The sequence below is a fragment of the Pirellulimonas nuda genome, from assembly GCF_007750855.1.
In the GTDB taxonomy this organism is placed as follows: Bacteria; Planctomycetota; Planctomycetia; order Pirellulales; family Lacipirellulaceae; genus Pirellulimonas; species Pirellulimonas nuda.
Genome location: NZ_CP036291.1, coordinates 121,062 through 145,879, shown reverse-complemented (window position 1 = coordinate 145,879; position 24,818 = coordinate 121,062). Strand labels below are relative to the sequence as shown.

Here is a 24,818-nt window from a genome sequence, read left to right as displayed (position 1 = left end):
GTCCGTCCGTCTTGGCGCGTTTTGACGCTCGTGGCGTCTTGGCGGTTCACATTCTTCCCCGTTCGGCATCAGGGTGCTAGCAGCGGATTTGCGTGGCGGATTGGCGGCGTTGACCGGCACGGCGATTCTGCCTAATCTCCCTCGCCCTGGGTCGGAATGGACGCCGATTACCAGCAGTATCGAGGACTAATGCCGGACCACCCGGCTCACTGCGAAGGAACGCACGCCATGACCGTACCGATGCTGGATGTCTCGCGGCAGAACGCGCCGCTGCGAAGCGAAATCAACGAAGCGATCGCCGAGGTCTGCGACTCGGCCGCGTTTGTGCACGGCCCCGCCTGCAAGGCGTTTGAGTCTGCCGTCGCCGAGTACTGCCAGGTGCCGCACGCGCTGGGCTGCGCGTCGGGGACCGACGCGCTGCTGTTGGCGCTGATGGCCCTGGAGGTCGGCCCGGGGGACGAGGTGATCCTCCCCAGCTTCACGTTCTTCGCCACCGCGGGAAGCGTGTGGCGGATGGGCGCCAAGCCGGTGTTCGCGGACATCGACCCCGTGACGTTCAACCTCGACCCGGAAGACGTCGCCCGCCGCATCACGCCCGCCACCAAGGCGATCATGCCGGTGCACCTGTTCGGCCAGGCGGCCGACATGACCGCGCTGGGCGAACTGGCCGACCGGCACGGGTTGTTTGTGATCGAGGACGCCGCGCAGGCGATCGGCGCCGAGCACCGTGGCCGGCAGGTCGGCGGCATCGGCCACGTCGGCTGCTTCAGCTTCTACCCCACGAAGAACCTCGGCGGCTTCGGCGACGGCGGCATGGTCACCACGCACGACCCGGCGCTGGCCGAACGGATGACCATCCTCCGCGACCACGGCCAGAGCCCGCGCTACATCCACCACGTCGTGGGGACCAACAGCCGGTTGGACGCCATCCAGGCGGCCGTGCTGAACGTCAAGCTCAAGCGGCTTGACGCCTACGCCGCGGCCCGTGGCGAGCACGCCGAGTACTACAACGAGCGCTTCAGCGAGCCCCGCACCGCCGCGGCCGTGACCGCGCCGAGCGTTGTGGGCCCCGAACTCGGGGGGCAGTCGACCAGCGTCTGGAACCAGTACACGGTGCGGGTCAAAGCGGGGCGCCGCGAGGCGCTCCAGCAGCGGCTCAGCGCCGCGGGGGTCGGCTGCGCCATCTACTACCCGAAGCCGCTGCACATGCAGCAGTGCTTCGAGGGGCTGGGCTACCGCGCCGGCGACCTGCCCCACACGGAGCAGGCCGCGGCCGAGGTGCTGTCGCTGCCGGTCTTCCCGGAGCTGTCGGAACTAGAACGCGAGACGGTGGTCAGCGAAGTGACCGCGTTCGCGGCCGGCGTCGGCACGCCGATGCCCGCGCAACGCGCCGCGTAGCGGTTCGGCGGTCAGCTTTCAGCAGTCAGCGATCAGCTTTCGTGCAGCGCCCCACGTTACGCAGCAGCCGCCGGCCTAGGGTCGGCGCGCTTGGGAGACACATCGATCCCAAGGAAGCGCCGACCCAAGGTCGGCGGCTATTGGGCGCTGCGCGCGAGGCTTGCACTGCGACAAGCTGAAAGCTGAAAGCTGAAAGCTGAAAGCTGAAAGCTGAAAGCTGAAAGCTGAAAGCTGAAAGCTGAAAGCTGAAAGCTGAAAGCTGAAAGCTGAAAGCTGAAAGCTGAAAGCTCAATCCTCGCTCGCGCCCTTCTTCAGCTTGCTCGCGCGCTTGATCGGCCGGAAGGTGGCCAGCATCCCCAGCACGATGCAGAGCATGATCAGCGCCCAAGAGAGGCTGTACGACTCGGACTTCTCTTCTTCGTTGAGGATCTGCGCGAAGGGGAGCAGTGCGAATGTGGCGTCGGCGAGGGTCATCGGCATAGCGGTTTAGAAGGATGGCCACGGAGAGTCACAAAGACGGTTTGACCACGGATAGCACGGATTTCACAGATAGGAATAGCCACAAAAGGGCACAAGAAGCACAAAGACGGACGGCGCCCACAAATGAATCGAATCACAACGAATCACTGAGTGAACGGGCAAGCGAGTATCCTCACCCGCTTGAATTGGAAACCGATCCGCGAAGATTCGGTCGATTCGTGGGCAGCTTTCCGTCAATATTCGTTTGTGCTTTTTCGTGGCCATCGTCCCGTCATCCGTGGACTCCGTGCTATCCGTGGTCCCCTTCAGCGTAGTTGAGCGCGCCGGCCGCTGCGAGCGCCGCGGTCTGCCGGCCCCCCAAGAGCAGCCGGGCCGGGCGGGCGCAGCGGCGGAATTCGGCCACGGGGGCGTGCACCGTGCCCCAGCGGGCCGAGAGCGGGCGGGCGGCGGGCTGGTAGTCGGCCAGGCTGACCGCCACGAAGGCGTAGGGCCGGTCGCGGTGCCAGAACACCTCGTCGGCCGCCAGCGGCGAGCGGTCCGCCACCAGATGGTAGGCGAACACCAGGGCCGCCTCGGCGTCGGGCCCGAACCGGGCCCGCCAGTCGGCCAGCGAGCGCAGGTCCTCGGCGGTCGCCCAGTTCTTCCAGTAGCTGCGGTGCGCCTGACCCGAGGGGAAACGCCGCCCTTTGACGTCCACCAGCCAGGTCGGCCCGCCGGCTGGCGAGACCACAAAATCGACGCTCTTGAGCGAGCCCACCTCGGCCAGCGCCCGCCGCTGCTCGCTGGTCGCCACGTACGCTAGCCGCTCGGCCCGCAGGTAGGCCTCGAACGCCGCCTCGTAGTGGTTGCTGCGGTTCGCCACGGCAGGGACGCGGTGTTGGGGGCGAGCGAAGAATGGGACGCGGATCGTCGCGGATGAAGCGGATTACGGTCGGATCGAAGTTCGCGGCGCCCGGTTCACTTTGCAATTTTCAATCACTAGTTTGCACTTTGCAATCCGTTATCCGTGTAAATCACCGTAAATCCGCGCCACATGCGAGTCCTATTCTTGACCATCCAATACCCGCCGCACCTCGTCTAGCAGCCCCGCAGCAGAGGCCGTCACGCTCTGGCCGTTGGCGAGATCCTTGACCTGCGCCTCCCCCTTGGCGAGCTCGTCTTGCCCCGCGATCACGGCCACGCGAAAGCCTTTCTTGTCCGCGTACTGGAGCTGCTTGCTGAGCTTCTTGGGTTCGCTGTAGACCTCGACTCCTATCCCGGCCGAGCGTAGTTCGGCGGCTAGCTTGAGGACCCCTGCGAGGCACTCGTCGGCGAACAGCGGCATGAACACCGGCGCTGGGGTGCGGGTGGCGGGGAGCATCTTCAGCTCTTCCATCGCGGCCAGCAGCCGGTCGAGCCCCAGCGAACCGCCGATGCCGGGCAGCTCCTGCTTGGTGAACAGCGCCGCGAGGTTGTCGTACCGGCCGCCGCTGGCGACCGAGCCGATGCCGGGCAACGCGTCGAGCGTCGTCTCGAACACCAGCCCCGTGTAGTAGTCGAGCCCGCGCGCGATCGAGGGGTCGATTTTTATTCTGCCCGGCGGCACACCCGCCGCCGCTACTCCGTCCAGCACGTCGCGCAGGCGTGCGACGCCGGCGGCCCCCGCCTCCGACTTCCCCGCGGGGCCAGCGACCATCGCTTCGAGCTTCTGCAGGACCGTGTAGGTGTCGCCCGAGACCCCGGCCAGCGCCACGATCTTGGCCGACTGCGTCGCGGTGGCGCCGGCGGCCTGTTCGATCTCTGCCCGCACTTTCTCCGGGCCGATCTTGGCCAGCTTGTCGAGCGCGCGCAGCACGGACGTCGCCTGCTCGGCCAGGCCGATCGCCTCCAGCATCCCGCCCAGCACGCCGCGATGGTTGATGCGGATCGTCACCGCGTCAAAGCCGATCGCGGCGAACAGGTCGCTGGTCACCAGCAGCGTCTCGATGTCGCTGGCCGGGCCGACCGCGCCGATCGTGTCGAAGTCGCACTGCATGAACTCGCGGTACCGGCCCCGCTGGGTGTTCTCGCCCCGCCACACGCTGGCGATGTGGTACCGCTTGAACGGCAGGCCGAGCTCGCCGGTGTGCTCGGCCGCGAAGCGGGCCAGCGGCACCGTCAGGTCGAACCGCAGCCCGACGTCGCGGCCGCCGTTGTCCTGGAACGCGTAGAGCTGCTTGTCGGTCTCGTCGGAGCCCTTGCCGCGGAGCACCTCTAGGTACTCGAGCGCTGGGGTGTCGATCGGCGCGTAGCCGTACGAGCGGTAGACCCGCCGGGCGGTGTCGATCAGACCCTCGCGCGCCAGCATCGCCTCGGGCAGGTAGTCCCGAAAACCTTTGAGCGTACGGGGCGTAACGAGCGGCTTAGACATGAGGGGGGCTGGGGGTGGTCCGCCTGCGGCGGAGGGGCTGGGGGCTAGGGAAGCGCAAGCGGATGGAGCGGTCCATCCGGTGTAGGGTGCACGGAATGCGCCAGCGAATCGAGCGGCCGGTGCATTGCGTGCACCCTACCTTCGACCTTCCTAACGACTAATACCTAACGCCTAAAGCCTGCTCGCTACGCGAGCACCGGCAGCAGTTCCGGCTTGCGGCTGCGGGCGCAGCGGGCGTTGGGCTGCCAGACCGCCTCGGTGTACTCCCACACCTGGTCGGCCGTCTCGAGGTAGAGGTCGTAGACCGAGTCTTCTTCGTACTCGCAGTTCGTAAACGAATAGTCCTGGCAGATCTTCGGCCGCGTGGCGTAGATGCCGCAGCGGTTGTCGTCCCGCAGGTGCTCGCAGGTGGTGTGCACCAGCAGGTACCAGTCGTCGTCTTCCTTGAACACGCTCGCCCGGTCGTGCAGCAAGAACCAGCGGAGGTACTCCAGCTCCTCGAACGTCTCGGGGGCGTCGATCGGCAGCGCAAAATACCGGCAGCACTTGGCCGTGCAGTACTCGCACAGGTTCTCCCCGGCGGGGAGGTCCTCGCGACGGATCCGGTTCTGTCCAAAGGGCTTTTCCATAAAGGTAGATTAGCAGGCCCGAAGATGAACCACAAAGGGCATGAAGGACGAGCACGCCGGAGAAAGAACGGGACGCGGATGAAGGCGGATGTACGGGATCGGCGCGGATACAATCGTTGATCCAATCCGTTTGTATCCGCGAGGATCCGCGTTCCATTCGTCCATTCCCTCCTTTCCTTCTACCTTCGTGCCCCTTTGTGGACCTGGTGGTTAAGCCTTCGATGCCAATTCACAGCTTCCCGCCGATCGCCCGCCCCGACGCCCGGGTGCTGATCCTCGGGTCGATGCCGGGCGGCGCGTCGTTGGCGGCCCGGGAGTACTACGCCCACCCGCGGAACGCCTTCTGGCCCATCATGGGGGAGCTGTTCGGCGCCGGCCCCGAGAAGCCCTACCCCGCGCGCTGCCAGCGCCTGCGTAGCCAAGGCGTGGCGGTGTGGGACGTGCTGGCCGAGTGCGTCCGGCCGGGGAGCCTCGACGCGCGGATCGAGCCCGGCAGCGAGGTGGCCAACGACCTGGCGGGGCTGCTAGACGCGTGCCCGCGGATCGAGCGGGTCTGCTTCAACGGCCAGAAGGCCGAGCAGGCCTTCGCCCGCCATGTAACGCCGGGCCTGGGCGACGGGGTGCTCCGCCGGCTGACGCTCACGCGGTTGCCGTCCACCAGCCCGGCCCACGCGGGCAGGACGTTTGACCAGAAGCTGGCCGCTTGGCGGGTGCTGAAGAATTAACCACGAAGAACACAAAGGAACACGAAGGTGAAGCGAAACGAATGGAACGCGGATGGACGCGGATCTACTGGATCAACAACCATCAACCAAAAAGGGTCTGCGCGAATCCGACGCATCCGCGCAGATCCGCGTCCTGTTCGTTCACCCGTTCTACTTCCCTTCGTGCGTCTTTGTGCCCTTGGTGGTTAGGCGTCCGTCTGTCCGTCAGTCGACGATCACGCCGACCGGCATGACGAACGCCGCCGGCTTGCCCTCGAACACCCGCCGCATCGAGCCGACCGAGCGGACGGCCCGCTCGAGCTCCGCCGGTAGGAACGACAGGTCGATGCTCAGCCGCACTTCCTTCTCCGGCTTGGCGCTGCTGAAGAGCTGCTCGAAGAAGTCGGGCGCCTCGGGGAGCGACTCGATCTTTACCTCGGCGTCGGCCGCGAGGCCCGCTCGCTTCTTTGCCTCGGCGACGGCGTCTTCCAGCGTGCCGAGCTTGTCGACCAGCCCGAGCTTCTTCGCCTGCCGGCCGGTGTACACCTTGCCCCCGCCCAGCTCCTTCACGCGGGCCTGCTTCATCTTGCGCCCCGCGGCCGCCTTGGCGGTGAACTGGTCGTAGCACTCCTCCATCATGCCGGTGATCGCGGCGCGCTCGCTTTCGTTCCACGGGCGTGTGGCGGCCAGCAGGCCGCTGTTGGCGCCGCGGCTGATCAGGTCGGTGGTGATGCCCACCTTCTTAAACAGCCCCCCCAGGGCCAGCTTGCCGCCGACCACGCCGATCGAGCCGGTCACGGTCCCCGGCTCGGCCAGCACGGCGTCGCACCCCATGGAGATGTAGTACCCGCCGCTGGCGGCCACGTCGCCCATGCTGGCGACGACCGGCTTATCGATCGACTGGATCTTGCTCCACATCAGGTCGCTGGCGAGCGCCGACCCGCCGGGGCTATCGACCCGCAGCACGATCGCGGCCACGGCGTCGTCCTTGTCGGCCTTGTCCAGGGCCTCAACGATGGTGGTCGAGCCGAGCGTGGTCGAACCGCCAAAGATGTCTTCCTCGCTCTCGCCTGAAACGATCGGGCCGACGGCGTAGACCACGGCGATCTTCTTGACCTTGCTCTTGGGGTCCGACGTGTCGCCGCCGGCGAGCAGCTTCATCAGCTTGAAGATGCCGGTAGGCCCCGAGAAGTCGGTGTCCACCTCCTTCTGCCCGTAGTTCTCTACATAGACCAGCCGGTCCCCGGCGCCGTCGGCGTCGTAGCGCTGGGCCAGCGCCTCGCGCAGCTCGTGCGGGTAGGCGATGCGGTCGATCAGGCCCCGCTCTTTGGCGTCGCCGGCGGTGATCAGCGCGGCGTCGATCGCCTCACCCACCTGGGCCTCGGTCATCGGGCGGTCGAGCGCGATCGTCTCGATCATCTGCTGGTAGAGGTCGTCCAACAGCGCGGTGATGTTTTGTTTGACCGGCTCGCTCCACTGCTTGCGGGTGTACTCCTCGCCAAAGCCCTTGGCCTCGCCGATATGGATGAAGTCGGCCCGCACGCCGATCTTGCTCAGCATCCCCTTGTAGAACAGCGGCTCGGCACGCAGCCCGGGGAGCATCAACACCCCCGACTCGGGCATCACGATCTCGTCGCACGCACACGCGATCAGGTACGACTGGGTGTCGGCCGACTCCATCTCGGCCACCACGCGTTTGCCCGCCTTGCGGAAGTCGGCCAGCGCGCCGCGTAGCTCGTTCAGCTTGCCCCGACCCATCGAGACGTCCTCGAACGACAGCACCATGCCGGCGATCGTGTCGTCCCCCTTGGCCTTCTCGATCCGGCCCAGCAGCTTCTTGAGGTCGTTGCCTAGCTCGGCAAACGGGCCCGACCCGCCGGGGGTCTCCGGGTAGTCGCCCGACAGAGTGATCTTGGCGAGCCGGACCTTCTTAGACTCTTTGGCCTTCTCTGCGGCCGGCTTGGCCTCGGGTTTCGCAGCTTCTTTGGCGGTGAGGGCCGCACAAGGCGCCAGCAACAGGGCCAGGAGGATCAGCCGGGTTCCGGCAAATAGGCGTGGCATAGGGGTCTCCGAGGAACCGCCAGAGGAAAGGGCAGAATCGCCAAGGGGCGCTCGCCCCGCCAATCTTACCTTGTTCGCCCATCCTGGGGAGGCGGATTTGTCGGGATTGGGAGGGTCGTGCGCCCCCCGCTCCGCTTCCTGGCGGGCGCGGCTCGATTGATCCGCCCCCGTCAGGAAGCGGAGCGGACCCAAAAACCACCCCTCCCTTGCCCAGCGCCCGACACCCCACCCCTTCCCCGCAATTGACCCTCCCCCGGCGACCCCTTATCCTGACGCACCGACGAGCTGGGCGCACGGCCCGCCCAGATCGCTGTAACTTCAAGCCAGGCCGACACTTCCCCCAACGCCGGGACGCTGCAGCCGCACCCGCGGATCCGCAGCACGGGGCCGGTGTGCCTTTCAAACGAGGAGTTTTCTACGTGTCGAATCTAGTAAATGAGTTGGTCGAGGCAGGCGTCCACTTCGGTCACCGCAGCAGCCGGTGGAACCCGAAGATGCGGCCGTACATCTACGCCCGCAAGAACCTGATCCACATTATCGACGTCCGCGAGACGGTCCGCGGCCTGCTGCGGGCCAAGAAGTACCTGGCTCAAGTGGCGTCGCGCAACAGCCTGATCTTGTTCGTGGGCACCAAGCGCCAAGCGGCCGACGCCATCGAGCACGAGGCCTCGCGCTGCGGCCAGCCCTATGTCGCGGAGCGTTGGCTCGGCGGCACGCTGACCAACTTCCGCACCATCCGCGACCGGCTCAGCCGGCTGGAAGAGGTCGAGGCGATCCGCGCCGGCGAGGCGATCCACGGCTACTCCAAGAAGGCTCAGTCCACGCTGAACCGCGAGTACCGCAAGATGCACCGCAACCTTAACGGCATGCGGACCATGACCCGGCTCCCCGAGTGCATGGTGGTGATCGACCCCAAGAAAGAAAAGAACGCCGTGATCGAGGCCCGCAAGCTGGGCATCGCGGTCGTGGCGCTCACCGACACCGACTGCGACCCGGACATGGTCGACCTGCCGATCCCCGGCAACGACGACAGCCTGCGTTCGATCGAGATGATCACCAAGATCCTCGCCGACGCGGTGATGGCGGGCCGGGTGCAGGCCAACATCCAGTCGCAATCGGCCCGCGAAGGCGCCGACGCGAAGAAGGCGGAAGCCCAGAAGGCCTCCGACGCGGCGATGGCTGAGAAGTCCGAAGCAGAACCGGCCGCGACCTAAATCGGTTAACCACTAAGGGCACGAAGGACGGAAGGGAAGAAAGGGGAACCGCCAAGGACGCCAAGGACGCCAAGACGGACGGAAGAGCAGGCTGGATTGGCGATAGGAACGGTAGCGATAGCCCTGAAGCGGAAAGTTACCGCCGCCCGCCGGCCCCGCTCAGTCCCTCTTCCTTCTTTGCGATCTTGGCGTCCTTGGCGGTTCCCGTCCGTAGTGTCCCTCCGTGCCCTTCGTGGTTCATTTTTTTGATCCTGAGTAAGCGATTCATTCGAGGAGTTTGACGATGGCGGATATTTCCGCGGCGATGGTGAAGGAGTTGCGCGAGGCGACGCAGCTCCCGATGATGAAGTGCAAGCAGGCGCTGGTCGAATCGGGCGGCGACATGCAGGCGGCCATGGACGCGCTGCGTAAGCAGGGCGCCACCTTTATGGACAGCCGCGGCGACCGCTCGACCGAAGAGGGCCGGATCGCGCAGTTCATCGACCGCGACAAGAAGGTCGCCGCGATGATCGAGCTGCAGGTGGAGAGCGCCCCCGTGGCGGGCAACGCGGAAGTCGTCGCGCTAGCGAACGACCTGGCCAAGCAGCTCGCCACCGGCTCCGGGGCCAAGGACGCCGAAGCGCTGTGGGACCAGCCCTCCCCCAGCCAGAAGGGCAAGACGCTCCGCGAGGTGCGCGACGAGATCGTCAACAAGATCCGCGAGGTCTTCCGCGTGCCGCGCATCAAGCGCGTTGAGGGTCTGTCGGGGGGCTACGTGCACCACGACGGCAAGAGCGCCGTGCTGCTGGAGGTCGAGGGGGGCGACGAGACGCTGGCCCGCGACGTCAGCATGCACATCGCCGCGATGAAGCCCCAGGCGCTGACCGTGGCCGACCTCGACGCCGAAGCGGTCGAGCGCGAGAAGGGGATCCAAAAAGACCGCGCACGCGCCGAAGGGAAGCCGGAGAACATCATCGACAAGATGATCGAAGGCCGGATGCGCAACTTCTACGCCGAGAACGTCCTGCTGGAGCAGCCGTTCGTCAAGGACGACAAGCTCACCGTCGGCGCCGTGGCCAAGGGCGGCGGCATGACGATCAAGAGCTTCACCCTCTGGAAGCTGGGAGAAGGGAGTGAGTCGTGAGTGGTGATTAGTGAGTAGTGCTTCGCGTTGCCTAGGGATCGGGCCGCACTGGGTGGGCTGCGTTGTGGGTGATGTTCGGGGACACCAGGACCTCCAGGTTTGGCAGGAGGCCATCACGCTGGTCGACGCGGTCTACACGCTTTGTACGTCGCTTCCAAGCGATGAGCGTTATGGGTTGAAGAGCCAGATGCAGCGTGCCGCCGTGTCCGTTCCGGCCAACGTGGCTGAAGGGGCCGCCCGCGATAGTACACGTGAGTTCCTCCGATTTCTGTCTATCAGCCGCGGATCCCTCGCGGAGCTAACGACTTACTTCGTCATTTGCGAACGACGCGGGATGCTTGACGCGGAAAGCCTCGCTGACGCCAAGACTTGCGCCGATCGGGTGGGGCGAATGCTGACCGGGCTGCAACGCTCGCTGGCGCGAAGAAGAGACGCCCAGGATCAACGAGGCCACCCCCCGCCGCGGTAAACGATCCACGCCATTCACCACTCACTATTCACAACTCACCACCTCAATGTCCTCTCCCTACCAGCGGATCATCCTCAAACTGTCTGGTGAGAGCTTCGCCCCCCCGGGGGAGCGCGGCATCAGCATGCAGGAGGTGCTGCACATCGCCAGCCAGACCGCGCGGGCGCGGGCGCTGGGGGTGCAGATCGGCATCGTTATCGGCGGCGGGAACATCCTCCGCGGCGCCCAGTTCACCAGCGGCAACTCCCACATCCAAGAGGCCACCGGCCACTACATGGGGATGCTGGCCACGGTGATCAACGGGCTGGCGCTGCAGGACGCGCTCGAGTCGCTGCAAGTGGAGACCCGGCTGATGACCGCCATCAAGATGGACGGCGTCGCCGAGCCCTTCATCCGCCGGCGGGCCGACCGCCACCTCGACAAGGGGCGGATCGTCATCCTGGCCGGGGGCACCGGCGCCCCGTTCGTGACCACCGACACCGCCGCGGCCCAGAAGGCGCTCGAGCTTGGGTGCGACGTGCTGATGAAGGCGACCCGCGTCGACGGCGTCTACAGCGACGACCCCGAGAAGAACCCCCACGCGGTGTTCTACGACAAGCTCACCTACAACGACGTCCGCGAGAAGAACCTCCGCGTGATGGACCCCACGGCGATCGCCCACTGCATGGAGCACAACCTGCCGATCCTGGTGTTCAACTACCGCACCGACGGCAACATCGAACGCGCCGTGCGGGGCGAACCGCTCGGCACCCGCGTCAGCGCGTAGGGTGCACGCAGTGCACCGGCCCTTCGCGCTACTGGTGCACTGCGTGCACCCTACCTGCGTGCACCCTACGCCCCTCCCCAAAGGAGTCAACCATGTCGCCCGATGAAGCACTGCTCGACGCCGAAGAGCGGATGGAAAAGGCGGTCTCTAAACTCAAGAGCGACCTCACCGGCATCCGCACCGGTCGGGCGAACCCCGGCATGGTCGATTCGCTTAGGGTCGAAGTGTACGGCTCCCCCACGCCCATCAAACAGATCGCCAGCGTCAGCGCCCCCGAGCCGCAGCAATTGGTGATCCGCCCGTTCGATCCCTCAACGATCAAGGAGATCGAGAAAGGGATCATCGCCAGCGACTTGGGCCTCACCCCCAACAGCGACGGCAAGGTGGTGCGGCTGAATATCCCCGCACTGTCCGGCGAGGTCCGCAAGCAGATGGTCTCCCGCACGCGCGACCTGACCGAAGAAACCAAGGTCGCCATCCGCAACGTCCGCCGCGACGCCAACAAGGCCATCGATCAGGCGGAGAAGGACAAGCTGATCGGCGAGGACGAACGCGACACGTTCAAGGACAGCGTCCAGGAGCTGACCAAGACCTACGAGGGTCAAGCGAGCGACCTAGCCAAGAGCAAGGAAGCCGAGGTGATGGAGGACTAGTCCGGGGGTAGGGTGCACCCAGTGCACCAGCGGTGCGAGGGGCCGGTGCACTCCGTGCACCCTACGTCGCGTCGTCCGCCAACAGCAGCGCCTGCTCGAAGTGCTCCTGCAACCGCGTGAAGTCGCGGCGCGAGCCTCCCAGGTCGGGGTGGATGGTCTTCACCTTCTGGCGGTAGGCGGCCAGCACCTGCTCGCGTGTGACCGGCAGCGTCAGCCCCAGCGCCTTCAGGCAGGGCGGTTCGTGCTCGCGGACCCAGCTCGGCAGGCCGGTAGCGTACGAGCGGACCACCACCAGGGCGCGTCGGAGCGACCGCAGGTAGGCGCGGTAGTCGACCACCATCAACACGTAGCCGGCGATCGGCGCCCCCACCAGCACGAGCGCCCAGAAGGCCAGCATCGCGATATCGAGCGAGTCGGGCCAGGCGTGGGTCGGCATGATCGTGAACCCGCTCGGGGGCCGGGTCGTCCTCGACCCCGGTGCGGCGCCATCGACGGCTCTGGGACTGGAGAGGCTTCTCCGCTACGCCGGCCGGGGGCGAAGACGCCCCGGCTCGCTACAATCGTACACAGAACCCCGCCCCTCCAGGAACGCTCGGATGCCAATTCTTTCCGTACAAGCGGCCCGCGACCCCTCCGCGATCGGCGCCCAGGCCACCGTACGGGGCTGGGTCCGCACCCGCCGCGACTCGAAGGGGGGCTTCAGCTTTGTCGAGGTGAACGACGGCTCGTGCCTGGCCAACCTGCAGGTGATCGCCGGCGAGGATTTGGCGAACTACGCCGACGAGGTCAAACACCTCACCGCGGGGTGCAGCGTGAGCGTCACGGGCGTCGTCAAGGAATCTGGCGGCAAGGGGCAGGCGACCGAGCTGGCGGCCGCCGAGCTGACCGTGCACGGCTGGGCCGAGGGGGACGAGTACCCGCTGCAGAAGAAACGCCACACGCTCGAAAAGCTGCGCGAGTGGGCCCACCTCCGCCCCCGCACCAACACCATGGGCGCCGTGATGCGGGTCCGCAACCGCATCAGCCGCAGCATCCACGACTTCTTCCAAGAAGACGGCTTCCTGTGGGTGCACACGCCCATCATCACCGCCAGCGACTGCGAGGGCGCCGGGCAGATGTTCCGCGTCTCGACGCTCGACCCCGAGAACCCGCCGCGCGACAAGGAAGGCCGCGTTGACTTTGGCCGCGACTTCTTCCACCGCCCCAGCTACCTCACGGTATCGGGGCAGCTCGAGGGAGAGATCTACGCCACCGCGCTGGGCAAGGTGTACACGTTCGGGCCGACGTTCCGCGCAGAGAACTCCAACACGTCGCGTCACCTGGCCGAGTTCTGGATGGTCGAGCCTGAGGTAGCGTTCAACGACCTCACGGACAACATGGACTTGGCCGAACGGTTCCTCAAGCGGATCGTCGCCGACGTGCTGCGTGACTGCGGCGAGGACATGGCGTTCTTCCAGGAACGGATCGACCCGGAAGTGATGCCACGCCTTGAAAAGATTACCGCCGGCGCGTTCGAGCGACTCCCCTACACCGAGGCGGTGACGCTGCTGGAGCAGAGCGGAGAAAAGTTCGAGTTCCCCGTCTCCTGGGGCGCCGACCTGCAGGCGGAGCACGAACGCTGGCTGACCGAGAAGCACTTCGGCTCGCCGGTGATCCTTTACGACTACCCCAGCGGCATCAAGCCGTTCTACATGCACGTGAACGACGACGGGAAGACCGTGCGCGCGATGGACGTGCTGGCGCCCGGCGTGGGCGAGATCATCGGCGGCAGCCAGCGCGAGGCGCGGCTCGACGTGCTCAAGGCACGCATGGCCGAGCAGGGGCTCAGCGAGGCCGACTACTGGTGGTACCTCGACCTACGCCGGTTCGGCACCGTGCCGCACGCCGGCTTCGGACTGGGGCTGGAGCGGATGGTGCAGTTCACCACCGGCATGGCGAACATCCGCGACGTGATCCCCTTCCCACGCACGCCGGGGTCGGCAGAGTTCTAGCAGCGCCGCCGCAAGCCAACCACAGAGCCACAGAGAACACGGAGACGGACGGAGGACGGATCAAACTCTCGCAGAGACGCCCAGACGCAGAGCTAGGGAGGGAAGCCGAAGGAAAAAGGTGAACGGATCGGAGCTGGGATTAATCCTAATTGAACCTTGTTTCTCTCCGCGCCTCAGCGTCTCCGCGAGAGATTTTCCCCTCTTCGTCCGTCTCAGTGCCCTCAGTGGCTCTGTGGTTCCCTCGTCGCTCACCCAGTAGCCGCTCAGTCCGCCAGCAGCGTCAGCACTTCGAGCGCCGCGAACGTTGCGGCTAGGTTCTCGATCGGCGCAGCGCGGCCGGCGGCGCAAACCACCTCGGCCCGGCGCAGGTACTGTTCCCGCGACTCGTCCAACAGGGGCTCGCACAACTCGGCGCGGGCTTCGCGCCACAGCCGACCCGTTTGGTCGAGCGCGTCCGCGTCGCCGGCGATGGCGCCGAAGAACACGTCGTCCAGGTGCTCAAGCCGCGACAACGCCTCGGGCGGGATGGGCCTCCCCGACCGGCACGCCACGGCTACCTCGCTCCCGGTCATCGGGGCGTGCGGGGCCGGGCAGGGGTGGGTCGGGTAGCGGGCGGACATCGAATGGTTCTTTACGTGCGGGACGGCGTTTGGTTCGGCGGTTGTTGTTGGATTGTTCTGGACGGACGGGCACGCGCCGGAAGCGTGGTCCCCTTACTCGACCTGGTTCAGCAGCCAGCCCAGCGGCTCAACCACCCCCTGCGGTTCGACCCGCAGCGGCGTCGCCCGGCGGTTGCCGGCCGCTACCCGGCGGGTCGAGGCCCCCACCACGCTCGTGGCAAAGACCTTGGTGTTGGGCAGCCGGCTCCGGCAGTCTCCCAGCAGCGTGGCGGCGTGCGACTCGGCGAACCCCTCGGGGTCGTCCAGCGCCCGGCCGCAGGCGTCCGCCTTGGTAAACACCACGGCGCACGGCCTACGATCAGGACGCCGGCCGCGTCGGCCCGGTTCGCGCCGCAGTTCGGTCAGCAGCGACAGGGCCTTGAGCATCCCGTAGCTCTCGTCGGGCTCGCCGCCGTGCAGCCGCTCTGCGTCGGCCAGCAGCAGCACCCCGTCGGCCCGCGACAGGATCGCCGGGACGGCGATCTGCTGGGTCGAATCAACGTCGACCTGTGTCCAGGCCTCGCCCGCCACGTCGGCGAGCATCAGCTCCATCGTCCGGCGTCGCCGGCCGCACTCCACCCGGCAGTGCACCCAGTGCCATTGGTCGGGAACGTTCGGCGTGCGGTCCGGGAACCACCCGCTGGCCAGCGCCGTGGTGGTGGACTGCTGGAGCGTGATCGATTGCGGCCCGCGGGCGTGGGCGCGGAGCCCGCCGACGCCGCGGGTGAGCATGTCTAGCAGCATCCCCAGGTACACGGTCTTGCCCGCCCCGGGGCCGCCGAGCACGGCGATCAGGTGCGGCCTGCGCCGCAACGACGCCGACTGCCGCGTCAACGAGAGCGGCGCGTGGCACCTGCGGCAGCGCTCGGCGGACGCGCAGTTCTCTGCGTTGCAAATTACGCACTCCAGCGCCGTGGAGGTTTGCGCCAGCAGGTACGATTCGAGCGGGGTGTTGGTGAGCATAGGTTTCGTGGGCGCGGGGTAGGCTGGAACCAGCCCGCCGCAGGGGGGCGGGTGCTTGGCTTGGTGCCGGAACGGCGCCTCGCGGCGCTCGGCTTGTTCCGGCTAACGGTCTTCTACTCGGCGGCGCCCTCCGCCACGCGTCCGTTGATGGCCGCCAGACTCTCCATGCCCAACGCCAGGCGGATGCCGATATTGGGGCGGCGGGAGAGCGGGTGCTCTGCGCTCTGGAAGTGGCAGGTGGCTTGGTTCTCGAAGTAGGTGTTGTAGGCGCCCCCGCGGACGGTCTTCAGCGCCGAGGGGAAGTCGATCCCCCGCGGCGCCAGCTCGCTGAGCGACGTGGCGGTCCACTCCCACACGTTCCCCACCAACTGGCACACGCCGCCGACGCTGGCGCCGGCCTCGTACTCGTAGACGCTCTGCGTGCTCCCGACGCGGGAGCACCACAGGTTCGCCCGCCGCGCGTCGAACGACTCGCCCCACGGGTAGCGGCGCTGCGCGATCCGGCCGGGCGACGCCTCGACGGGCCACGCGCCCGCCTTGGTCCACTCCGCCTCGATGGGGAGCCGCTTGCCGAGCCAGCGAGCATACGCGAGCGCCTCGTACCAACTGACCCCCACCACAGGCAGGTCGGCGCCGTCGGTCGGCCCCTCACTGCGGTAGGCGCCGTTGCGCCAGTCGCGCGGTCCCGGCTCGCCGGTCTGGTCGACAAAGTCGAACATCGCCGGCAGCGCTTCTTCCAGCCAGTACTCAAGCTGCTCGTAGCCGCCGGAGTCGACGAACTGCTGGTACTGGCGGTTGGTCACGCAGTAGCGGTCGATGTAGCAGGGCGCCACCTCCGCGATTGCCGAAGGGTCGTCCAGCCGCACGTCGCCCGTCAGCTCGCCCCCCAGCGTGGCGCGGTCGGCCGTGATCCCCAGCAGCACGCGGCCCCCCGGCACCAGCGACATCGAGTCGTCCAGCGCGCGCACCGCCCGCATGATCTGCTCGTCCGAGAGCCGGTCGCTGACCTCGGGGCGCAGCAGCAGCGCGTAGCGCCCCGTGGTGAGCATGCTGTCGATCAAGTCCTCGGTAGAGCGGATTGTCTCGGGCAGCAGCGCGATGTCGCCTGCAGCGACCCGCCGGTCCGCGTCCGAGACGCCCCCCTGCGGGGCTGGGGGCGGGCCCCCCTGCGGGCGGGCGCCCCGCCCCCAGCCGACCAGCCGCCAGGGGTCGGGGAAGTCGAGCCGGAGGAGTTCCGCCGCTTGCCGCGCGAACATGAACAACCCGGCGACCCCGGCGGCAGACATCACCGGGGAACCGAGCCACGCGCCGGCAAAGCACAGCACGACTCCGAACGCCGAGATGACGACCGGCGCCGGGGGCGCGATCGGTTGAAACGCGGGCGCAATCGCATTCATAGGGGGAACGTCTCCGGGTCTAGCGGGGGGGTCGCTGACCGCGCTGCTGGCGGATCTTGGTGAACTGGTCGAGCAACGAGCTCACCACCGGGTCGGGGCCCCGCGGCGTGCTGGGCGTCTGGGCCGCGGGTTCGGGCGCCTGGGCGGCCAGCGCCAACTCACGCTCCATCCCTTCGCAATGCGATCGCAACGCGTCGAGCTCCTTCCGCAGATCGGCCCGCTCCTGCTCCGTGTCTCGGAGCTTCTGGGACCGTTCGGACAAGGCCCCTTCGGCGGCCGCCGCCGCCTCTCCGACCGATTCGAGCTCGCTGCGCAGTCCGCGGATTACTTCTTCCAAAGCGCTATCCTCCGCACGGTCGTTGTCGGCCATGGTCGCAGCGGCCCGCTCTTCTTCGAACGCGTCGTGGAGCTGGGCCAGCTCCGCGCGTTCTTCCACCAACGACTGCCGCCATGCGTCGAGGCTGCGCTGGTACGCATCGAGCGCTTCGAGCGACTCGGCGAGTTCGTTTTCCTGCTGCTCGAAATCACTGCGCCAGCGGCCGACCGCTTCGCGCAGTGTCCCGAGCGCCGGCTCTAGCACGGCGCTGGACATAGGTATTGACGGGGAAGGAGGCGAGGAGGGGGTGGCCCGAGGGCCGGTGGGAGGCCGGGTTTCCCCGGCTAGTGCAAGACTAGGTCACAATCGGGGGCGGGGCAAATGGCGGGCGGGCCGCCGGCGTCAGCCGCCGGAGGGGGTCGGTAGGGTCGCACCGGCGCGCTCTCCTCCGACGGCCGACGCCGACCGCTCGCCCGGGAGGAAGAAGCGCCCCTCCCGCAAGAAGTGCACGACTTGCTCCGCTGTTTCTCGCCGCCACAGGCTAGAGGTGTGCAGGCCGGGCAGCACGATGTGGTCTCGCATCCCCGCCAGGTGGGTGTTGAGCAGCGGCACCACGCGGTCGCGTTGGGCGGCCACGACCCCGATCTCGACGTGTTCGGGGGGGGAACCGAGCGTGCGGACGAAGCTCCCCTCGACGTCGCACAGCTCGACCAGGGTCGGCGCCAACCAGCCGTAGATGGGGGCCAGACGCGACGCAACGTGCGACCCCTGGTTGGGCGGGCCGATCATCACGATCCGCCCGAGCTGCTCCGGCAGCTCCTCCTGCAGGGCGCAGCGGGCCACGATGCTCCCCATGCTGTGCACCACCAGGTGGATCTTGTCGTACTTGCCGGTAGCCGCCCGGCGGCGCAGCAGGCGGGCCAGGGACGCCCCGTGGTGTTGATTCGACCACAAGATCGACGGGTAGCCCCACATCCGCGTGGCGAACCCGGCGGCCCGCAGACGCGCGTTCATCACGGCAAACACAAATCGCCACGACGCGATGCCGTGGACCATGACGACCAATTCACGCGAAGCAGACGCCATCGGTGTTCCTGCCGGGAGGGATAACCACACCCCAAGGATAGGCGCGCCGCACTATTTTGGCGCGTGGGCGCCGTCAGACTTCCGAGAGGGGGCGCCCGCTAGCGGGCGAAGCTGTGGACCGCCTCGTCGCGTCCCGGGAACACCGGCAGCACCGAGTCGAGCCGGGTGATGTGCAGCGCCTCGGCGCACTCGGGCCGCAGGGCCGCCAGGTGCAGCGCCCCGCCCGCCACCGCCAGCCGCTTGTGCAGTCGCACCAGCTCGCCCATCAGGCTGCTGGACAGGAACGTCACCTCGTTCATCTCCAACACCACCTGCTTGGCCGCCCCCTGGCAACGCGCGTCCACCTGTCGCCAGAGCGGGTCGATCATCCCCGCCGCGTCGGGGCTGCCGGCGGGGTGCAGCCGTGTGCAGAGCCAGCCGCCGACCTGCTCGAACGAGACGCTCCACCCGGGGATAAGCTGGTCCATCGCGTCACCTTGTTGGGGGGCCGATCACGGCGCTAGCAGCAGCCGGCCGGGCGAGGCCAAGAAGCCCTTCACCTCGTTCAGGAAGCGGGCCGCCGCGGCGCCGTCGACCGTGCGGTGGTCGTACGTCAGCGACAGCGGCATCACCGGGCGGGGCTCGAACTCGCCGTCGATCCACAGCGGCAAGATCCGGCTGCGGCCCACCAGCAGGATGGCGGACTCCGGCGGGTTGATGATGGGCGTCGAGTAGGTGCCGCCGACCGCCCCCAGGTTGCTGATGGTGAACGTGCCCCCGCGCATCTCCTCGATCGCCAGCTCGCCGTCGCGGGCCCGCTTGATCAAGCGGTCGAGCTCGTGCGTGATCTGCGACATGCTCATCCGGTCCGCGTCTCGGATCACCGGCACGGTCAGGCCGCGTTCGGTGTCGATGGCGACGCCGATGTTCACGTACTCCTTGTAGATGACCTGCTTCTGTTCCATGTCCACCGAGGCGTTCACCACCGGGTGCAGCTTCAGGCTGGCGGCGACCGCCTTGATCAAGAACGGCATCTGCGTGAGCTTCAGCCCGCGCTTCTCGTAGTCGCGCTTGCTCTGCTCGCGCAGCTCTTCCAGCTCGCTGATGTCGACGTCGTCGAAGTTGGTGAGCTGCGGCACCGTGGTGTAGCTGGCGACCATGTTGTTGGCGATCGCCTGCCGCATGCGGCTCATCTTCTCGATCCGCACCGCGCCCTGGCTGTCCGACCCAGCGGCGCCCGGCGGGATGATGCCGGAGGGGCCTACGCTGCGGGCCTGCTCGTTGGCGGCGCGGACGTAGCCCCGTACGTCTTCCTCGGTCAGACGCCCCCCTTCTCCGCTGCCGCGGACGCGGCGCAGGTCGACCCCCAGCTCACGGGCCAGCCGGCGAACGGCGGGCCCAGCGGCCGATGAGGCATGGCCGTCTCCGGGCACGTCGCCGCTGGAAGCGGCGGGCGCCGGGGGCTGGGGGCTGGGGGCTGGAGAACGCTTGGGTTCTTCTTGTTTTGGCGAGGGCTTCTCTTGCGCCTTTTCTTCTTGCTTGGGCTCTTCTTGCTTCGGCTCAGGCTTCTTTGCCTCTTCTTTGGGGGGCTCCTCCTTAGGCTTCTCCTGCTTCGCCGGCGCGGCGTCCCCCGCCTCGATCTCAAAGATCGCGGCGCCAACGTTTACGGTGTCCCCTTCGCCGACCAGGATCTTGACGATCTTCCCCGCCTGCGGACTGGGGACCGCCATAGTGGCCTTGTCGGTCTCGATCTCGATCAGGTCCTGGTCCTTCGTCACGGCGTCCCCTTCGGACACCAGGATGGATAGGACGTCCCCCGAGTCGATGTTCTCGCCGAGGTGGGGAAGGGTGATTTGGCTCATGGCAACAAAGCGAAGGGAGAGGTGGGGATAAAGAAAGGGATGTGGGGATCGTGGGGACCAGGGGCGAACGACCTTCACTTCACGAAGGCCCGTCCGTCTGCGTTCGGAGAAGCTTCAGGCCCCTGAGAACGCTATCCCCCTATCTCGTCCGTATCCCCACCTCTCCCATCTGTTCGTTAGGCGTAAAGCGGCGACATCTTCTGAGGATCGACCCCCAGTTCCTTGATCGCGTCGGCCACCACTTGCCGGTCGAGCTTGCCACTCGTTGCTAGCTTGTACAGCGTGGCGATCGTGACGAACTCTGAATCGACCTCGAAGTGGCGCCTCAGGTTCGGGCGGCTCTCGCTGCGGCCCATGCCGTCGGTCCCCAGGGCCAGCATCCCTCCGGGGCACCAGGGGGCGATCTGCTCCGCCAAGCAGCGGAGGTAATCGCTCGCCGCGATGCAGGGGCCCTCGGCGCCCTCGAGCACCTGCTCTACGTAACACTTCTTCGCCGGCGCGGTGGGGTTCAGCATGTTCCAGCGGGCCGTCTCTTGGGCGTCGCGGCGCAGCTCGTTGTAGCTGGTGACGCTCCAGACATCGCTGGAGATGTTGTACTTCTCCGCCAGCAGTTTCTGCGCGTCGAGCACTCCGTGCAGGATCGAGCCGGAGCCGAAGAGCTGCACGCGGTGCTTGGAGCCCTCGGCCTCGACGCTCTTGAGCTTGTACATGCCGCGTACGATGCCTTCCTCGCAACCCGAGGGCATCTCGGGCATCATCACGTTCTCGTTCTCCAGCATCAGGTAGTAGATGCAGGTTTCGCCCTCGACGTACATCTTCTGCAGGCCGTGGAAGATGATGACGGCCGTCTCGTAGTTGTACGCGGGGTCGTAGGCGCGGACGGTGGGGAAGGCGATTGCGTTCACTAGGCTGTGGCCGTCCTGGTGCTGCAGGCCCTCGCCGTTGAGCGTAGTCCTGCCGGCGGTGCCGCCCAGCATAAAGCCCTTGGCCCGCATGTCCGCGGCGGCCCAGATCAGGTCGCCGATGCGCTGGAAGCCGAACATGCTGTAGTAGATGAACATCGGGATCATGTTCACGCCGTGCGTGCTGTACGCGGTGCCCGCGGCGTTGAAGCTGCTCATCGAGCCCGCTTCGGTGATCCCTTCTTCCAGGAGCTGCCCGTCCTTGGCCTCCTTGTACTTGGCCAAGATGTCGGAATCGACCGGGTCGTAGAGCTGCCCCGCGTGGGCGTAGATGCCGATCTGGCTGAACAGGCCCTCCATGCCGAAGGTGCGCGACTCGTCCGGCACGATCGGCACGATGTACTTGCCGATCTGCTTGTCACGCAGCAGGTCGGTGAGCAACCGCACAAAGCCCATCGTGGTCGACTGCTCCTTGCCCGGCTCTTTGCTGACCAGCTTGGCGAGCGTCTTGCCGTAGTCGGCCAAGTGGGGCACCTCCATCGTGACCGGCTTGGTCGATCGGCTGGGGACGGAGCCCCCGAGCTCCTCGCGGCGTTTGCGGAGGTAGACCATCTCGGGCGAATCGGCCGGCGGCTTGTAGAAGGGCGCCTCGGCGACGCGTTCGTCAGAGATCGGGATGCCGAACCGGGTGCGGAACTCGCGGAGCTCTGCTTCGTTGAGCTTCTTGCTGTTGTGCGTGACGTTGCGCCCCTCGCCGCTCTCGCCCAGGCCGTAGCCCTTGATGGTCTTGGCGAGCACCACGGTCGGCTTGCCGTTGCGTTGGGTGGCTTGCTTGAAGGCGGCGTACACCTTGTCCGGGTCGTGGCCGCCGCGCCGGAGCTTGCCGATCTTCTCGTCGGAGTAGTTCTCCACCAGCGACAGCAGCTCGGGGTACTTGCCGAAGAAGTGCTCGCGGATGTAGGCGCCGCCGGCGACGCCGTACTTCTGCGACTCGCCATCGACGATCTCCCCCATCCGCCGCAGCAGCAGGCCGGTGTCGTCTGCTTCGAGCAACGGGTCCCAGTCGCCGCTCCAGACCACCTTGATGACGTTCCAGCCGGCGCCGCGGAAGGCGCCCTCCAGTTCCTGGATGATCTTGCCGTTGCCGCGCACCGGCCCGTCGAGCCGCTGCAGGTTGCAGTTGATCACGAAGATCAGGTTGTCGAGCTTCTCACGCGCCGCCAGGGTGATGGCGCCGAGGGTCTCGGGCTCGTCGCACTCGCCGTCGCCGAGGAAGGCCCACACGTGCTGCTTCGAGCAGTCCTTGATGCCGCGGTCGGTCAGGTACTCGTTGAAGCGGGCCTGGTAGATAGCCATGATCGGCCCGAGGCCCATCGACACGGTGGGGAACTGCCAGAAGCCCGGCATCAGCCAGGGGTGGGGGTAGCTGGAGAGGCCCCCCCCTTCGCCCAGTTCGCGGCGGAAGTTGCACAGGTTCTGCTCGGTGAGCCTCCCTTCCATGAAGGCGCGGGAGTACATGCCGGGCGACGCGTGCCCCTGGAAGTAGATCTGGTCGGCGCTGGTGCCGTCCTCGCCCGGGCCGCGGAAGAAGTGGTTCTGGGCCACCTCGTACAGCGTGGCGCTGCTGGCGAACGTGCTGATGTGCCCCCCGGGGGACGACTTGTCGCGGTTGGCGCGCGTGACCATCGCCATCGCGTTCCAACGCACGTAGCTCTTGATCCGCCGTTCCAGCTCCCGGTCCCCCGGGTAGCGGGGCTGCTCGGCCCGCGTGATCGTGTTGCAGTACGGCGTCGTGGCCGTGAACGGCAGGTCGACCCCGTTGCGGTGGGCGGCCTCCTCGAGCGCGCTGAGAAGCTGGCTGACGCGCTCGGGCCCCTTGCTCTCGAGCACGTAGTCGAGCGACTCGAGCCACTCTGCGGTCTCGGCGGGATCGACATCGTCGGGGATGTACGACTTGATCTGATTCGCTGCGGCGCTAGCCATCGTGATTTGCCTCTTAACGGGAAGTTTCTACCACGAAGGACACCAAGGAACACAACGGACGGAAGAATAGGACGCGGATCTTCGCGGATCGACGGGATAAAAACGGATACGAACGCTTGTATCCTTTGCGATCCGCTTCATCCGCGACTATCCGCGTCCTATTCTTACGCTTTGCTTCGCGCGTTGTAGCGTCCTTCGTAGTTATTCTTTCTTCTTTCGCGGTTTGTAGATCTCGGTTGCGGTCCCCAGGTACGCCTCGGCTGCGAACGCCACCGTTTCGCTGAGCGTGGGGTGGGGGTGGATTGTCTCGGCGACGTCGCGCACCTGGCAGCCCATCTCGATCGCGAGCACCGCCTCGGCGATCAGCTCGCCGGCGCCCGCGCCGACGATGCCGCAGCCCAGCACGCGCTCGGTCTCCGGGTCGATGATCCACTTGGTCAGGCCGTCGGTGCGGCCGTTGGCGATCGCACGCCCGCTGGCCTGCCAGGGGTACTGGGCCACTTCGATTATACGCCCGTCGCGCTTGGCTTCTTCAACGGTAAGCCCGGCCCAAGCGATTTCCGGGTCGGTGAACACCACCGCGGGGATCGCGTGGGCGTCGAACTGGGCCGGCTCGCCCGCCAGCACCTCGGCGGCGATTTTGCCTTCGTAGGAAGCCTTGTGCGCCAGCATGGGGTCGCCCGCAACGTCGCCGATCGCCAGGATGTGGGGGTCGGCGGTCCGCTGCTGCTTGTCGACCTCGACGAAGCCGCGCTCGTTAACCTTGACCTTGGTGTTCTCGAGCCCGAAGCCCTTGGAGACGGGCCGGCGGCCGATGGCCACCAACACGCGGTCGAACTTGTGCTCGCCGGACATCTCGGGCCCTTCCATCGAAACGGCCACGTGGTCGCCCGCGTCCTTCAGCCCGGTAACCTTGGTCCCCAGGTGGACACCCGCGAAACGCTGGCGGACCCGCTTCTCTAGCGGCTTCACCAGGTCGCGGTCGGCGCCCGGCAGCAAGCCCTCGGTGAGCTCGACCACGGACACCTTGGTTCCTAGCTCGGCGTACACGGTCCCCATCTCGAGCCCGATGTACCCGCCGCCGACGACCAGCAGCGTGCCGGGGATGTCTTCCAGCTTCAGGGCGCCGGTCGAGTCCATCACGCGGGGGCTCTTGATGTCGAGGAACCCCGGCATCGTCGGCACGCTTCCCGTGGCCAGGATGCAGTGGTCGAAGGTGAGCCGCTCGTTGTCGTAGGTCGCGGGGTCGCCCCCTTCGAGCTGCAGCGTGGTGGAATCGACAAACAGCCCGCGGGCGTGAATCCGGCGGACGCCGCGACGCTTGGCGAGCTGCGCCAACCCGCCGGTGAGCGTGTCGATCACGTTCTCCTTGCGGGCTCGGACCTTGTCGATCGAGATCTTTGGCTTGGCGAACTCGACCCCCCACTCGGCCATGTCCTCGGCCTCGGAGATGATCTTGGCGACGTGCAGCAGGGCCTTGGAGGGGATGCAGCCCCGCAGCAGGCAGGTGCCCCCGAGCCGGGGGTCCGACTCGACGATGGCTACTTCGAGCCCCAAATCAGCGGCCATGAACGCGGCGGCGTAGCCACCGGGACCGCCGCCAAGAACTACAACTTGAGAATGCATGCGCAAGGAAGGTAGGCGGGGCGATTTTAACGGTCAACCTGGCCCCCAAGTGTACTAGCGGCTGCGCCGCCGGGGCTAGGGGCTAGGGACGGGGGGGACCGCAAGCATTCGAGTGGGAAAGTCCAGGAGCCCAGGGTCAGCCAGCACCGCGGCGTGACCCGCGAGCCG

Annotated in this window: 23 protein-coding genes; 8 read left to right on the top strand and 15 right to left on the bottom strand. The window is 67.0% G+C overall.

The annotated features are described in order from the left end of the window. Positions 1–228: 228 nt before the first annotated feature. On the top strand, positions 229–1,398 hold the full coding sequence (locus tag Pla175_RS00580) for a DegT/DnrJ/EryC1/StrS family aminotransferase (protein ID WP_145280281.1): 1,170 nt from the start codon (positions 229–231) through the stop codon (positions 1,396–1,398). Between the two features lie 288 nt (positions 1,399–1,686). On the opposite strand, the gene Pla175_RS00570 is transcribed toward Pla175_RS00580, so the two are convergent. From Pla175_RS00570 to Pla175_RS00555, 4 genes are all read right to left on the bottom strand, one after another. Beyond that, positions 1,687–1,878 (bottom strand): hypothetical protein, encoded by a 192-nt coding sequence (locus Pla175_RS00570; RefSeq protein WP_145280277.1) that lies wholly within the window; start codon positions 1,876–1,878, stop codon positions 1,687–1,689. Positions 1,879–2,167: 289 nt separating this feature from the next. Further along, positions 2,168–2,740 carry an HYExAFE family protein gene (locus Pla175_RS00565; RefSeq protein WP_197527174.1) on the bottom strand — a complete coding sequence of 191 codons (573 nt, stop codon included), beginning with the start codon at positions 2,738–2,740 and terminating at the stop codon, positions 2,168–2,170. Positions 2,741–2,920: 180 nt separating this feature from the next. Then, positions 2,921–4,267, bottom strand: coding sequence for a histidine--tRNA ligase (gene hisS, locus Pla175_RS00560; RefSeq protein WP_145280275.1), 1,347 nt, complete (start codon positions 4,265–4,267; stop codon positions 2,921–2,923). 185 nt (positions 4,268–4,452) lie between these two features. Continuing rightward, positions 4,453–4,896, bottom strand: coding sequence for a YkgJ family cysteine cluster protein (locus tag Pla175_RS00555; RefSeq protein ID WP_145280273.1), 444 nt, complete (start codon positions 4,894–4,896; stop codon positions 4,453–4,455). Positions 4,897–5,117: 221 nt separating this feature from the next. On the opposite strand from Pla175_RS00555, the gene Pla175_RS00550 reads away from it, so the two are divergent. Continuing rightward, the gene (locus Pla175_RS00550; protein ID WP_145280271.1) at positions 5,118–5,621 is read left to right on the top strand and encodes a DNA-deoxyinosine glycosylase; all 504 of its coding nucleotides are present in this window, start codon (positions 5,118–5,120) and stop codon (positions 5,619–5,621) included. Between the two features lie 204 nt (positions 5,622–5,825). On the opposite strand, the gene sppA is transcribed toward Pla175_RS00550, so the two are convergent. Beyond that, positions 5,826–7,661, bottom strand: a complete 1,836-nt coding sequence (gene sppA / locus Pla175_RS00545; protein ID WP_145280269.1) for a signal peptide peptidase SppA — start codon at positions 7,659–7,661, stop codon at positions 5,826–5,828. Positions 7,662–8,080: 419 nt separating this feature from the next. Between sppA and rpsB the strand changes: the two genes are divergently transcribed. From rpsB to frr, 5 genes are all read left to right on the top strand, one after another. Next, positions 8,081–8,875 carry a 30S ribosomal protein S2 gene (gene rpsB, locus Pla175_RS00540; RefSeq protein ID WP_231954090.1) on the top strand — a complete coding sequence of 265 codons (795 nt, stop codon included), beginning with the start codon at positions 8,081–8,083 and terminating at the stop codon, positions 8,873–8,875. A 283-nt stretch (positions 8,876–9,158) separates the two neighbouring features. Then, the gene (tsf, locus tag Pla175_RS00535; RefSeq protein ID WP_145280267.1) at positions 9,159–9,998 is read left to right on the top strand and encodes a translation elongation factor Ts; all 840 of its coding nucleotides are present in this window, start codon (positions 9,159–9,161) and stop codon (positions 9,996–9,998) included. Between the two features lie 10 nt (positions 9,999–10,008). Next, on the top strand, positions 10,009–10,467 hold the full coding sequence (locus tag Pla175_RS00530; RefSeq protein ID WP_315851503.1) for a four helix bundle protein: 459 nt from the start codon (positions 10,009–10,011) through the stop codon (positions 10,465–10,467). A 46-nt stretch (positions 10,468–10,513) separates the two neighbouring features. Further along, entirely contained in the window at positions 10,514–11,233 is a 720-nt protein-coding gene (gene pyrH / locus Pla175_RS00525) for a UMP kinase (protein WP_145280265.1), read from the top strand. 92 nt (positions 11,234–11,325) lie between these two features. Continuing rightward, entirely contained in the window at positions 11,326–11,886 is a 561-nt protein-coding gene (gene frr, locus Pla175_RS00520) for a ribosome recycling factor (RefSeq protein ID WP_145280263.1), read from the top strand. A gap of 61 nt (positions 11,887–11,947) precedes the next feature. On the opposite strand, the gene Pla175_RS00515 is transcribed toward frr, so the two are convergent. Beyond that, positions 11,948–12,322 carry a hypothetical protein gene (locus tag Pla175_RS00515; protein ID WP_145280261.1) on the bottom strand — a complete coding sequence of 125 codons (375 nt, stop codon included), beginning with the start codon at positions 12,320–12,322 and terminating at the stop codon, positions 11,948–11,950. A gap of 160 nt (positions 12,323–12,482) precedes the next feature. Between Pla175_RS00515 and asnS the strand changes: the two genes are divergently transcribed. Beyond that, entirely contained in the window at positions 12,483–13,877 is a 1,395-nt protein-coding gene (asnS, locus tag Pla175_RS00510; protein ID WP_145280259.1) for an asparagine--tRNA ligase, read from the top strand. Between the two features lie 263 nt (positions 13,878–14,140). Here asnS and Pla175_RS00505 read toward each other — a convergent pair whose 3' ends face one another. From Pla175_RS00505 to lpdA, 9 genes are all read right to left on the bottom strand, one after another. Continuing rightward, a complete protein-coding gene (locus tag Pla175_RS00505) occupies positions 14,141–14,497 on the bottom strand; it encodes a hypothetical protein (protein ID WP_145280257.1) in 357 nt (118 codons plus the stop codon). Positions 14,498–14,590: 93 nt separating this feature from the next. Next, a complete protein-coding gene (locus Pla175_RS00500) occupies positions 14,591–15,499 on the bottom strand; it encodes a TRAFAC clade GTPase domain-containing protein (protein WP_145280255.1) in 909 nt (302 codons plus the stop codon). Positions 15,500–15,612: 113 nt separating this feature from the next. Further along, on the bottom strand, positions 15,613–16,896 hold the full coding sequence (locus Pla175_RS00495; protein WP_145280253.1) for an SUMF1/EgtB/PvdO family nonheme iron enzyme: 1,284 nt from the start codon (positions 16,894–16,896) through the stop codon (positions 15,613–15,615). Between the two features lie 19 nt (positions 16,897–16,915). Then, complete coding sequence (locus Pla175_RS00490; protein WP_145280251.1) at positions 16,916–17,488, bottom strand: hypothetical protein; 573 nt, start codon at positions 17,486–17,488, stop codon at positions 16,916–16,918. Between the two features lie 126 nt (positions 17,489–17,614). Further along, the gene (locus Pla175_RS00485) at positions 17,615–18,298 is read right to left on the bottom strand and encodes an esterase/lipase family protein (protein WP_145280250.1); all 684 of its coding nucleotides are present in this window, start codon (positions 18,296–18,298) and stop codon (positions 17,615–17,617) included. Between the two features lie 98 nt (positions 18,299–18,396). Then, positions 18,397–18,765: an STAS domain-containing protein gene (locus Pla175_RS00480; RefSeq protein WP_145280248.1), complete on the bottom strand. Its 369-nt coding sequence runs from the start codon at positions 18,763–18,765 to the stop codon at positions 18,397–18,399. Positions 18,766–18,789: 24 nt separating this feature from the next. Further along, entirely contained in the window at positions 18,790–20,139 is a 1,350-nt protein-coding gene (locus tag Pla175_RS00475) for a 2-oxo acid dehydrogenase subunit E2 (protein WP_145280246.1), read from the bottom strand. 176 nt (positions 20,140–20,315) lie between these two features. Further along, positions 20,316–23,024 (bottom strand): pyruvate dehydrogenase (acetyl-transferring), homodimeric type, encoded by a 2,709-nt coding sequence (gene aceE / locus Pla175_RS00470; protein ID WP_145280244.1) that lies wholly within the window; start codon positions 23,022–23,024, stop codon positions 20,316–20,318. 201 nt (positions 23,025–23,225) lie between these two features. Continuing rightward, positions 23,226–24,650, bottom strand: coding sequence for a dihydrolipoyl dehydrogenase (gene lpdA / locus Pla175_RS00465; RefSeq protein WP_145280242.1), 1,425 nt, complete (start codon positions 24,648–24,650; stop codon positions 23,226–23,228). Positions 24,651–24,818 lie beyond the last annotated feature (168 nt).